Annotated in this window: 14 protein-coding genes, 1 pseudogene and 1 riboswitch; of the genes and pseudogenes, 8 read left to right on the forward strand and 7 right to left on the reverse strand. The window is 28.3% G+C overall.

From position 1 onward, the window contains the following. The first annotated feature begins 176 nt into the window (after positions 1 to 176). The 5 genes from MOO46_RS01955 (at position 177) to MOO46_RS07930 (ending at position 4,479) form a co-directional block, all read left to right on the forward strand. Entirely contained in the window at positions 177 to 1,040 is an 864-nt protein-coding gene (locus MOO46_RS01955) for a DegV family protein (RefSeq protein WP_249511348.1), read from the forward strand. 44 nt (positions 1,041 to 1,084) lie between these two features. After that, positions 1,085 to 1,179: riboswitch (THF riboswitch) on the forward strand. A 65-nt stretch (positions 1,180 to 1,244) separates the two neighbouring features. Then, entirely contained in the window at positions 1,245 to 1,787 is a 543-nt protein-coding gene (locus MOO46_RS01960) for a folate family ECF transporter S component (protein ID WP_249511349.1), read from the forward strand. 67 nt (positions 1,788 to 1,854) lie between these two features. Then, positions 1,855 to 2,331 carry a glutathione peroxidase gene (locus MOO46_RS01965; RefSeq protein WP_249511350.1) on the forward strand — a complete coding sequence of 159 codons (477 nt, stop codon included), beginning with the start codon at positions 1,855 to 1,857 and terminating at the stop codon, positions 2,329 to 2,331. Between the two features lie 15 nt (positions 2,332 to 2,346). Next, on the forward strand, positions 2,347 to 3,471 hold the full coding sequence (locus tag MOO46_RS01970) for a family 20 glycosylhydrolase (protein WP_249511351.1): 1,125 nt from the start codon (positions 2,347 to 2,349) through the stop codon (positions 3,469 to 3,471). Positions 3,472 to 4,299: 828 nt separating this feature from the next. Continuing rightward, on the forward strand, positions 4,300 to 4,479 hold the full coding sequence (locus MOO46_RS07930; RefSeq protein WP_396121409.1) for a DUF3923 family protein: 180 nt from the start codon (positions 4,300 to 4,302) through the stop codon (positions 4,477 to 4,479). Positions 4,480 to 4,688: 209 nt separating this feature from the next. Here the strand turns inward: MOO46_RS07930 and hxlB are convergent, their stop codons facing one another. From hxlB to MOO46_RS01985, 3 genes are all read right to left on the reverse strand, one after another. Then, positions 4,689 to 5,228 carry a 6-phospho-3-hexuloisomerase gene (hxlB, locus tag MOO46_RS01975; RefSeq protein ID WP_249511352.1) on the reverse strand — a complete coding sequence of 180 codons (540 nt, stop codon included), beginning with the start codon at positions 5,226 to 5,228 and terminating at the stop codon, positions 4,689 to 4,691. Then, entirely contained in the window at positions 5,228 to 5,854 is a 627-nt protein-coding gene (gene hxlA / locus MOO46_RS01980) for a 3-hexulose-6-phosphate synthase (RefSeq protein WP_249511353.1), read from the reverse strand. The genes hxlB and hxlA overlap by 1 nt, the downstream gene beginning before the upstream one ends. Before the next feature lie 151 nt (positions 5,855 to 6,005). Beyond that, positions 6,006 to 6,722: a hypothetical protein gene (locus MOO46_RS01985; protein WP_249511354.1), complete on the reverse strand. Its 717-nt coding sequence runs from the start codon at positions 6,720 to 6,722 to the stop codon at positions 6,006 to 6,008. A gap of 443 nt (positions 6,723 to 7,165) precedes the next feature. On the opposite strand from MOO46_RS01985, the gene MOO46_RS01990 reads away from it, so the two are divergent. After that, entirely contained in the window at positions 7,166 to 7,525 is a 360-nt protein-coding gene (locus tag MOO46_RS01990; protein ID WP_249511355.1) for a hypothetical protein, read from the forward strand. A 65-nt stretch (positions 7,526 to 7,590) separates the two neighbouring features. Beyond that, entirely contained in the window at positions 7,591 to 8,079 is a 489-nt protein-coding gene (locus MOO46_RS01995) for a hypothetical protein (protein ID WP_249511356.1), read from the forward strand. Positions 8,080 to 8,142: 63 nt separating this feature from the next. Here the strand turns inward: MOO46_RS01995 and MOO46_RS02000 are convergent, their stop codons facing one another. Further along, complete coding sequence (locus tag MOO46_RS02000; RefSeq protein WP_317619376.1) at positions 8,143 to 9,078, reverse strand: IS3 family transposase; 936 nt, start codon at positions 9,076 to 9,078, stop codon at positions 8,143 to 8,145. A gap of 42 nt (positions 9,079 to 9,120) precedes the next feature. Beyond that, positions 9,121 to 9,435, reverse strand: a complete 315-nt coding sequence (locus MOO46_RS02005; RefSeq protein WP_249511357.1) for a helix-turn-helix domain-containing protein — start codon at positions 9,433 to 9,435, stop codon at positions 9,121 to 9,123. Between the two features lie 58 nt (positions 9,436 to 9,493). On the opposite strand from MOO46_RS02005, the pseudogene MOO46_RS02010 reads away from it, so the two are divergent. Next, positions 9,494 to 9,688: pseudogene (locus MOO46_RS02010) on the forward strand (IS3 family transposase); the annotation flags it as partial. Between the two features lie 25 nt (positions 9,689 to 9,713). On the opposite strand, the gene purD reads toward MOO46_RS02010, so the two are convergent. Together purD and purH are read right to left on the reverse strand one after the other, a co-directional pair. Beyond that, on the reverse strand, positions 9,714 to 11,021 hold the full coding sequence (purD, locus tag MOO46_RS02015) for a phosphoribosylamine--glycine ligase (RefSeq protein ID WP_249511359.1): 1,308 nt from the start codon (positions 11,019 to 11,021) through the stop codon (positions 9,714 to 9,716). A gap of 90 nt (positions 11,022 to 11,111) precedes the next feature. After that, positions 11,112 to 12,644, reverse strand: a complete 1,533-nt coding sequence (gene purH / locus MOO46_RS02020; protein ID WP_249511360.1) for a bifunctional phosphoribosylaminoimidazolecarboxamide formyltransferase/IMP cyclohydrolase — start codon at positions 12,642 to 12,644, stop codon at positions 11,112 to 11,114. Between the last annotated feature and the right edge of the window lies 1 nt (position 12,645).

Here is a 12,645-nt window from a genome sequence, read left to right on the forward strand (position 1 = left end):
TATCAGCTCACTTTCGTTACTTTAATTTACACATATTTCAGTATACATATTATGGATATCATTATCAAAAAACTAATCGCTGTTACGATATAAGACTATTTAATGTTATAATTTAGAGATAAATATAATTTTCAAGTAATTATTAATTTTAAAATTAAAGGGTGAAAAAACTAATAATGAAAATTGCAATTGTTACTGATAGTACTTCTTACTTATCTAAGGAGGAAAAAGAAAAATATAACATTCACGTTGTCCCAATCCCAGTCATTATTGATGGTAAAAGTTATAATGAGGGCATCGACATTTCAACTGAAGAATTTTACGATAAATTAAGAAATTCTGAATCATTTCCTAGTACTTCACAACCTCCAATGGGTGAAATGATTAATACTTATAACCAATTAGCTGATGAAGGTTATGATGCTGTTATTAGCATCCATTTAGCTAGTACCATTTCTGGATTTTATAATTCACTAGTTTCATTAGCACCAACGATTGAAAATATTAAGGTAATTCCTTATAATTCTGAATTAACCGTTAAGCTAATGGGCAACTTAGCAATTGAAGCTTCTAAAATGGCTCAAAAACACGAAAGTATTGATGAAATTATTGCTAATTTAGATCAAATTAGATCAACAATTAATGAAGTGTTTGTAGTAGATGATCTACAAAACTTAGTTCGTGGTGGTCGTTTATCTAACGCCTCAGCATTCTTAGGTAGTTTATTGAAAATCAAGCCACTATTGACCTTTGATAATAAAACTAATGAAATAGTTGCTTTTGAAAAGGTACGTTCCCGTAAAAAAGCTTTAAAACGGACTGAAGAGTTATTTAAAGCAGCAGTAGATGAAGCTGATTATCCAATCAAGGCAATTGTTATTAATGCTAATGATCCTGAATCAGGTAAATTATGGGGTGAAAAGATTCAAGAAATGTATCCTGATATGACAATCGAACAAAGTTACTTTGGTCCAGTCGTTGGTACTCATTTAGGGGAAAAAGCCCTGGCTTTAGGTTGGATGATTGATTCAGACAAATAAATTGTAAGAATTAAATTTTAATGCTATATTTAAAGTACAAAATTTAAGGGGTAGGACTTTATGCGTTAAGTGCTAGTGGAACGGAATGTGAACGCTAGACGAAAATTTTGATTGCGATGTATTGTCCGCATTCGCCACAATAGTTATATTATTAAGCACTAACTTTATAATTTATCAGTGGCAGCTCCAATTAGGAGATGTCTTATGAACAGCATTATGAAAAATAGTTTCAACCATCATCATCTGAAGGTAAGTGATTTGACGGTAATTGCCATTATGATGGCATTAAGCTTTGTTCTTGGTAAGATTGGTTTTCATTCCACTTACTTAGTTATCACTCCTGCGTTTATTGTAACTGGAATTTTAGCCTATTTATATGGACCAATCTGGTTGTCAGTTATTTTGGGGATTAGTGATATATTATTTACTTTCATCGGTGGAGAATTATATATACCTGGTTTTACAGTTTCAGCTGTAATTAGTGGATTTATATATGGGTTATTACTCTATCGGGATGATAAATTTAGAGTTAGTCGAATTATTATAGCTCAAGTATTAGTTAGCTTATTTGTTCATTTATTTTTAAACACTCTGTGGCTAACTTTATATAATGGTATTGATTGGCATGTCATTATTGTTTCTAGAATTATTAAGGAAGCAATCGTTGCACCAATTCAAATTCTTGTATTTGTATTTATTTTTAAGCTTCCTATAATTCAAAAAATTATTAAAGAACATTGGAATTAGCAATTATATATTGAAACTAAGATTATGAATATTCATAATCTTTTTTATTTAGAAAGGAAAGTCTAATATGGATAAAAGTATCTATGATTTCAAATTAACTGAAATGAATGGTCAAACTATCAATTTATCTGATTTTAAAAACCATGTTATTTTAATTGTTAATACTGCTAGTAAATGTGGATTGGCAGGGCAGTTAAAAGACTTAGAGCAATTATATCGTAAATATAAGGAAGATGGTTTGATGGTTATTGGAGTTCCTTCAGATCAATTTCATATGGAATTGAAGTCTAATCAAGCAACTAGTGAATATTGCCAATTACATTTTGGAGTTAGTTTTCCCATGACTAAACAGGCTAAAGTTAATGGATCTCATGAATTACCATTGTTTACTTACTTAAAAAATGAATCTAATCGTGGTAGGATAAAATTTAATTATACTAAATTTTTGATTAAACGTGATGGATCTTTAGCACACAGATATTCACCATTAAAAAATCCTAAAAAATTTGAACAAGATATAATTAATGAAATAAATAATATCTAACCCAGGGGGAATTAGATGAAGTTAAATAAAAAATTAATTGTAAGCTTTATTTTAATTTCTATTTTGATTTTGGGATGTTTAATATATGGATGGCATCTAATAAATGTTAATGCCGATCGTAAAAGAATTGGGATGAGCATTGATTGTGCTCGTAACTTTCAGCGACCTAGTATTATTAAAAAATATATTAATGAAATAAATTCAAAAAAAGGTAACTACCTAACACTACACTTAACCGATAATGAAAACTTTGCTCTAGAAAGTAAAACATTAGGTCAAACCATCCAAAATGCTAAGGTTAAAGATGGTGTTTATTATAATCCTCAAACTAATTTACCTTTTTTAAGCAAAACGCAATTAAGTTCATTAATTCAATATGGTAGTAGTAAGGGGGTTGAAGTAATCCCTGAAATTGATGTTCCTGGTCATGCTCAAGCCATCTTTAAATTGTTACAACTTGATGGACAGAATGATCTTTATCAAAAAGTTTTTAATCCTAATGGTTATAATGAAATGATTTATAGTAAACAAGCAACCATTGATTTTTCAAAAAATTTAATTGATGAGTATCTACCATTAATTTCTAAAAATGGATATTTATCTATTGGTGGGGATGAAATTACGGTTGCCAATCAACAGCAGGAATCTAATGTTGTTAAATATATTAATTCAATGGATGATTATTTAAATAATCATCAAGTAAATATGATTATGTGGAATGATGCATTTCATAAGCGAGTAATCAATCAATATCATAAAAATATTTTGATTAATTATTGGAGCTTAAATGGTCAAAAGGCTAATCAACAGCAAAGCCAGCAAAATATTAAACTACGTGCTACTATGCCGGAGCTAAATAAAGCTGGTTTTAAAACTATTAATTGCAATTTCTATTACTTGTACTTGATTACTGATAGTAGGATATTTAATCAAAATAATATTGAATATTGGCAAAATAGTCTTAAAAAATGGAATCAAAGTATTTGGAACGATAATGATTCTAGCAATTTAGATAAAAGTAACAATAATATTGGTGCTCAACTATCAATATGGGGCGATGACAGTACAAATATATCAGACAAAGATTTGTATCAAAAGCTCCAACCATATATAAAAACTTATTTTGATGATGTTAAATGAGTCTTATATTATAATATTAAATTTTTAAATAATCAGGCGGGGTGTTTATATGAAAAATAATAAAATCGTTGGGATAAAAGAATATTTGATAACTTACTTAATGAAAATAATCAAAAATAAATTAAGACATACTATTTTAATTTATCAATAAAAAGACATCCTTAATATAGTCGATTGGCTAGTAAGGGATGTCTTTTTATTTTTATAACGTTGATCTAAAAATAATTAAAACAATTCTATTGTATATTACCTATTAATAAATAAGGAAGATTTTTTAAATTGTTTTGACTTTGAATCAAAATATTTAACACTAATCGTTGATAATAAAGCATTTATTTAGCCATCGAAATTCCAGATATTACTATAATTGATATTATTAAAGTTAAAAATAAGCAAATCATAATAAAATATTTTTGGAATTTATTTTTAAAAAATGAAATTATTAAAAATAATATTAAAACTGGTATTAAAACTAATGTCATTTGCAATGCCTCTCATTCTTACTATGTTTTCTAAAAAAATTACGTAATCTTACGAATATAACATATATATTAAATAGTACTAAAGCTCCACCAACACAAACTAATTCAAAAATGTTATATATTTTCTTACAATACTAAAATATAACAATTAATTATAATATGATTTTTTCAATACATGAAATCATCTTTAAATAAAAGGGGGCGAGTATCATTTACTTTTTACATTAGATTTTTATAAAATTTTACGCGCATTAAAAAATAATGTATGGTTACTGTTAAATATTAAAATATAGATTATTTAAAAGGATGAAATTTTAGTGAAGTTTTTTTAAATTAGTTTCATTGTTTGGTTAATTATTTTTGCTATCTTATCAATTATATTATTATGACCAGAAATATAGACGGATCTGGAGTTCCACAAAATATGCATTTAAAGTTAATTACTTTAAGAATCTTAGCAGTGCCGTTTTTAGTGATTATAATAATTCATATTTGTTGGTATATAGTATTAAAAAATAAAAGATAAATTTATATATTAAATAGTAGGGAATACCCAAAAGTGTTATTATTATTTATTTCATTCCTCTACTTTACATAATATATATTATGCGAAGTATATTAAAAAGACAAAAAATAGAATAATTCAAAATTTCATCTATAAATTAAAACTTTTATTTGTCTAAAATAAAAAGACTTACTTTTTTTCTAGTAAGTCTTTTTATAAAAATTATTATATTATTCTAAATTAGCATGATTATCCATCATATCTGATTCATAAATATTTTCTTTTTTCATTATATCCATAACTAAACTGTCTAAATATAACATTAATATTTGTTCAAACAATGATCCCATTGGCTGATTAGTCAAATGATTATCATTACTATATTTAGACTTGCTATGAATTAAGACTTTTTCATCAGCAATTTTGCCAATTTCTGACTTTTCATTTGAAGTTATTAAAAAAACACTTGCACCAGCTTTTTTAGCTTCTGAAGCAACAATTTTGACTTGTGCGGTATTACCGGATCCAGATGCTAAAATTAACAAATCTTGGCTATTAATGGCTGTTGAAGTCACTTCACCAACAGCATGTGAATTAAAGCCTAATTGAGCTAAACGCATGGCAAACATTTGTAATACTAAACCCGAACGTCCTAATCCATAAGTGAATACTTTGCCACTATGTGAAATTTGACTCCTAATATTAGTATTATCTTCAATATTTTTGGAAGAATTAACTAGTTCTTCCAAAATACCTTTTAAATGATTCATTATTTCATCATTTCCTTAATTTCTTTAGCAGCTTTAGCAGGATCGTCAACTGTAGAAATTCCACCACCGACAATTAATAAATCTGGCTTTTCAGCAATGATCTTTTCAGCGGTATCCACTTTAATTCCACCTGCTACAGCAGTTTTAGTGTTTTTAACGTTTTCTTTAATTGTGTGTAAGTCTTCAAATGGTGTTTTTCCTAATGCTTGTAAATCATAGCCAGTATGAGTTCCAATATAGTCGGCACCAAATGAATCTAGTTCTTGGGCACGTTTTGCAACGTCTTGAACCCCTATCATATCAACTAGTAATTCTTTACCTGCTTCATGGGCAGTTTGAATTGCATCTTTGATTGATTGGTCTTCAGCAACCCCTAAAATAGTTGTGATGTTAGCACCATATTTGAATGCTTGATCCACTTCGTATGAAGCAACATCCATAATCTTTAAGTCACCTAATAATGTAATATCAGGAAATCTATCTCTAATCTTTTTAAGTCCTTCTAAACCAAAGTTAATAACTAAAGGAGTTCCGTATTCAAAAACATCTACACTATCCTTTGTTTTTTCGATTAAATTAATTGCACCGTCAACATCTTCTAAATCAATTGCTAGTTGTAGTTTCATAAATCATTCTCCTTTAATAAAATTATTATAGTTAATATCAGAAATCATATTATTGCACATAGACTATTAATTGTAAAATAATTAGTCTTTTAAGATTAAATCCGTATATAAATAAAAATCGAGTAGAATATTTTTCTACTCGATTTTTAAATTATTGATTACTAATAAGGCCTTTTTTTATCAAATCTTGAATACTAATCGTAACAGTTTTACGTATATAATTATCGTTGGTTGTAAAATAAAATCTAAAATAATAATTAGATACTGAATCATTATTATTAACCTTATTTAAATACATTTCATATTCATCATTTTTAAATTCAATTTTCTTAGTACTGTTAAATAAGTCTTGAATATTATTTGTGTCATTATTAGATAATATAAATTTAGTAACTCTTTTATCTGTAACTGCTTTACCTAATTTAATGTCATCGCTCAAATATTTTGAAATTAACTCATCTGGAATTACAACTTTATCATTATACGAATCAATTTTTCGTAATAAATCTACATTGCAACATTTTATAAACCCCTTAGAATTATTTCGACTTAAAAATTCAATAAAAGCCCCCTGTTTATTGGAAATAATAACATTAGAAGCTATTTTCATTTTTGGTTGTACTTTATATATATATAATGCTACTAATAAAGAAATTACAATTAAAATAGATACAGAATTTTTCATATTAATGATTATAATAGCTAATATAATAAAAATCACGGTACATATAGTGTATATAAATGCATTATATTTTATAAATGCCTTATCCTTAAATTTAAGAATTTTTGGTAAAATATTATTCAATTTTGTGTTAGTTGTTGAAGTCCATTTTAAAGCTGGATTAAATTTTTCTGTATTAAAAATCATATGAACAATCACACTAACTAGAAGTGATATAATTACTACTTCTATAATCAATGTCCAATTAATATTATCATCCCCCTATTTGTTATTATAATACAAAGAAAGTGTTAATAATACTTTTTGTATCGTAAAATACCGTGTGAACATGTTAATTTTCTACAAAATAAATACAATTTGTATAAATTATGTGCTAAAATTTTATTAAATGAGGTGTTAAAAATTAAAAATAGACTTAGACAGCTTAGAAAAGAAAAAGGATTATCTCTGGAGCAGTTATCTAATGATTTGAAAGAAAAAAAAACATATCCATAGTCGCAGATTCTTTAGCAAAATATGAGCGTAGTGATCGTGAGCCAAAGTTAAAAGTATGGATATCTTTAGCCCAATATTTTAATGTTAATTTAACATATTTAGTATGTATAGATAATAAACGTAACCTAAGTAAATTGGGTAATAGTAATGATACTCAAATGCAAAGAAACATGTCTGAATGTCATCAAGACAATTTGTTTTTTATTTGGAAAAGAACTAAAGAACTATTTTTAAATAAAAATAATAGTGACATTTCTGATTATGAATTTAAACAAATGGTTGATAAATTCGAGCAATTGGGTCAAAACATCTCAAAAAATAGCAATGATAATGATACTAACACACTTCAAGAATGCTTCTATGTGATGAACAGTGTTCTGTTTACTTATTTAAAAAAATATGACGGTAACTTTAAAGCTAAAAAACTTTCGACTAAAATGCTTAATGATGCTTTTGAAATATACGATGATAATGGACTACACATCAAAAAATAATTGTAATTTTATTATTTATTTTTTGAAGATGGTATAATATTCTTTAAAGGAGTTGAGTTTGTTAAATGTTTAAGAAAATTTTCATTACTATTATTTCAATATTTGTATTATTAGTTGTGATTGGTGTTGGTGGATTTTATTTTCATTCTAGTCACTTAAATTCTAAAGTAGCCCCTACTCAACAACTTATTGATCAATCTAATAAAAATTATTCTTGGAAAGTAAAATCAATAATTTTTGATAATGTTGATGACGATGGTAACACCAAATATCTATATTTTGATGTAAAAGATTCTAAGGCAATTGAATTTGACGAAGATTTTAGTTTCGAACGTAAAGATGTCAGCTTACAAGAAAAGAATCCAAATATGGCATACAGCTATAATATAAATAGTAATAACAGTATCTCATTGAAGAGTAAACAAGGAACTATTAAAATCAATAACTTAAAGTATGACAAATCAGCAACTAGAATTACCATGAAAGGTAACGCCCAATTTAATAATTATCAATCTTCAAAAATAACTTTAGTTTTAAGCAAAAAACTTAGTTAATAAAAAAGGCATCTAAAGTGACCCCCAAAAAGTGGAGTGCCTTAAAAAAGTTAGACATTTATATTAAATTAAATGATTCTTTATGGAATGATTTCGATATTCAATCGGAGTCATTCCTTTTGTTTTTAATGAAATTCTTTGATTGTTAAAAAAGTTTAAATAATCTTTAGTTAACTTCGTTAACATTTCGATATTTTTAATTTCAAAGTTATTAAGATATTCTCTTTTAAGCAAGCTAAAAAAGCTTTCTATTGGTGCATTATCCAAACAATTACCTTTACGTGACATACTTTGCTTAATGTTCATCTTCTTTAATTTTGAAGTGTAATAAGGAAGTTGATAATGCCAACCTTGATCTGAATGCATAATGGGATTTGATTCCGCAGGAATTTTGTTTTTTAAATCTTTTAAATTCTTATAAATAAGTTGTTGATTAGGAGAGTCACTTACCTGTATCGATAAAATTTCTTTAGTACCTTCATCAATTATTGCAGAGATGTAACCATTACTATGATCTTTTAATTTTAATTGGGTAATATCTGTATGTAAAATTTGATATGGCATAGTAGCTTTAAAATTTTGATGCAGAATATTTGGATGAATTTTCCCAATATTTCCTCTATATGAACTATATTTTTTCTTACGACGATTATTATACATAGTTGGCTGTAATCGCATATTTTTCATTAATTTACGGACTGTTTCCAAACAATAATTGAATCCTATTTTATCCAAAATACATTTAATCCTTCGATGACCATAGGTCATCTTACTGCGTTTAAATATAAGCTTTATTTGTTCCTTTACCTTTGCATATTTATCTTTATAATTTTTAATTCTTTTTAGTTCATCATAGTATGTTGATCTTTTAAGATTATTTACTTTTAATAAAACATTAAGTGTATAAGGAAAATTATTTGCGGACCATGAATTATAAACGAATTGAGCCTTTACTTTGTTTGATATTCTTCCATCACAGCCCGCAGGCCTTTTAAACAGTAATTAGATAATTCTAATCTTTTTAGGCATAAGACCAATTGCTCATAATTCATTAAATATTTTTGTCCAAAGAGTAATAGTAGTAGGACCTAAATTAAATTTAGCAGCAACTGGATTTATACCAAGATTATGATTTAGGTAGTATTTTACCACTTTAAGTTTAAATTCAATACTAAAATTACGCTTTTTATGTTTTACTTTTAAGGCCGTAAGGCCTTGATATCTAGCTACATAGATCCATCTTTTAATATTGGATTTAGGAATGTTATATTTTTTTGATAATCCATTCACTGAATCTTGATGATTTAGAATTGTATTAGCAATTCCAATTTTTAAATTAGTTGAATATTTTGTCATAGAAAAACCGCCTTAAAAAATTAGTTTTAATGTCTAACTTTTTAAGGCGGTTCAAAAAGGGACATGTTTAGACAATGCACAAATGGAATCATTCTTTCACATTATGAAAAGTGAAATGATGAATGTACATTATGATACAAAAGAATCCTTAATCCATGCCATGAAAGCTTGGATTAAGGATTATAATGAAAATAGAATTAAAGAAAAACTAGGATACCAATCACTAAATCAATATTTGGGATTAATATCCTAGAAAAATGTTGTCCAAATTTTTGGGGTCAGATCAATCCATTTAATTTGTGTGTGCCTTTTTTATTAACTTTTAAAATAAGGGTTTCACTAATCGCTTTTGACCCAATATCAGTCCGATATACATAATCATCACTATTAACATTATTTTTAATTTCTTTATTAATCTTTTTCTGAATAGCAGCTATATTATCGCCTTTTGATGTAACCATCATGATTCTACCACCATGACTGTATACATCTCCCTCATTAAATTGAACACCGGCATAACTAATATCTAAATCGTTATTGTTAAAGATTGGTAGTTTTAAATGATCTACTGGCTTTTTAGGATAACCTTTGGCTGCTAAAACAACGCCTAAATGATAATTACTTTCATCCCATTGAGCTCTTACTGATTGATTATTAAGTAATTCATTAATTAAATTTCCAAAATCACTTTTTAATTGCGGTAATATAACTTGAGTCTCAGGATCACCCATTCTTACATTAAACTCAATGACCTTAATTCCCTGTTCTGTCATTACTAGCCCTGCATATAAAAAGCCAGTGAAGGGATGACCATTATCTTTCATTTTATGTAGCAAGGGCTTAATTATACTTTTTATTGTTTCTTTAATAACATTGTTACCAAACTGTGGTAATGGACTATAAGCTCCCATTCCACCGGTATTGGGTCCTTTATCATCATTCATCAAACGTTTGTGATCTTGAGCCAAGGGCATCGGAATAATATCTTCACCATTAGCCATTACAATAAATGAAAATTCTTGACCAGATAAAAAGTCTTCGACAATTATTTCATTTTGATTAGGTAAGTTAAAGAGCATTTCAACAGCAGTCCTAGCTTCATCTTCACTTTGAGCAACAATGACACCTTTACCATTGGCAAGTCCGTTAGCTTTAATGACTACTGGCATTGAATGACCATCAATATATGTTATGGCATCTTTAAAATTTTTAAATTCTCGATAATTAGCGGTTGGAATATTAGCTTCTTTCATTATTTCTTTGGCGAATGCTTTGGAGCTTTCTAATTGAGCTGAATATTTATCAGGCCCAAAGATGTTTAAATTAGCATCCTTAAAGGCATCCACAATCCCTTTAGACAAAGGTTGCTCTGGTCCCACTACTGTACATATAACTTGATTATCTTTAGCAAATTTAATTAAATGAATAAAGTCCATTTCATCAATATCAACACAATTAACACGGCTTAATTGATTCATCATGACATTTCCAGGAGCTACATAGATATTATTTTTTTTATTTTTAGCTAAACATTTAGCAATAGCATATTCACGACCACCGGAACCAATAACTAACCAATTTTCCATCATGACACACTCCTAATTAAGTAGTTGAACAAGCATGGGTGGATTTGAACCACCTCACTTACCAAAATCATTTAAGTCATACTTTAATTGTTAATGCTTGAAATGACGCTTTCCACTAAAGACCAGTGCAACTCCTAATTCATTAGCTTTATCAATTGAAGCTTGATCTTTAATACTACCACCAGGCTCAACAATTGCTTTAATCCCATGTTTTCCGGCAAATTCAACACAATCATCCATTGGGAAAAATGCATCAGATGCCATAATAGCATTATCATATCCATCTTTGGATTGTGCCTTATCAATCGCAATTTTGGTCGAATCAATGCGGTTCATTTGCCCAGCACCAACACCTAAAGTTTTAGTGCCAGTAGTTACAACAATGGCATTACTTTTAACATGCTTAACTGCATTTTGTCCAAATGCCAAAGCCTTTAGTTGTTGCTTACTTGGTTGAACTTTTGAGACCACTTTAAAATTATTAGGTGTTTCATGGAGTAAATCACGATTTTGAACTAACATTCCACCTAAAACACTGACTTCATCATGACCATTTTGATCGACAGGTCCAAATGGTAAAGTAATTAATCGGATATTTTTCTTTTTGGCCAAAACATCGTAAGCTTCATCTGTGAATGATGGTGCAATAACAATTTCTAAGAAAATTTCGTGCATTTTTTGGGCAGTTTTTAAATCAACTTCACGATTTAAAACAATAATTCCACCGAAAATAGAAATAGGATCAGCATCAAATGCTTCTTGCCAAGCATCTAATAAGGTTTTAGCTGTACCAATTCCACAAGGATTCATATGTTTTAAAGCAACAACAGCTGGATCATCAGGAAATTCAGCAATTACTCTTAAAGCTGCATCGGCATCCCGAATATTATTGTATGATAATGTTTTCCCATGTAGTTGCTTAGCGTTAGCTAATGAATACTTTTCAGGAATCGCTTGTTTGTAGTATGCAGCTTGTTGATGGCTATTTTCACCATAACGCATTGCTTCAACTTTTTCATAAGTCATCGTTAATTTATCAGGGAATTCTTCTTTAGTTAAGTATTTTGCAATTAATGCATCATAAGCTGCCGTTGATCTAAAAACTTTAGCAGCTAAATGACGATGAAATTGTTGATCCAAGTTGTCGTCATCATAGCGTTTAAGATATTCATCATAATCATGAACATCAGTTAAGACAATCACATCTTGGCTATTTTTAGCAGCAGCTCTTAACATTGATGGACCACCAATATCAATGTTTTCAATGGCTTCATCATCTGTTACATCTGGCTTTTCAATAGTTGCCTTAAATGGATATAAGTTAACGCAAACTAAATCGATTGGCTGAATGTTTTCGTCTGATAGTTGTTGCATATGTATTTTGTTATCGCGTTTAGCCAAAATACCTGCATGAATTCTTGGGTGAAGAGTTTTAACACGTCCGTCAAGCATTTCTTTAAAATTAGTAATATCATCAACTGCAGTAGCCTTAATTCCATTAGCTAGCAATTTCTTTAAAGTCCCACCCGTGGATATGACTTCAAAATCTCTTGCTTCCAATTCCTTAGCAAATTCAACAATTCCGGTTTTATCATAAACACTTAATAATGCTAACTTTTTCAAT

The sequence above is a fragment of the Apilactobacillus apisilvae genome (assembly GCF_023380225.1).
GTDB lineage: Bacteria > Bacillota > Bacilli > Lactobacillales > Lactobacillaceae > Apilactobacillus > Apilactobacillus apisilvae.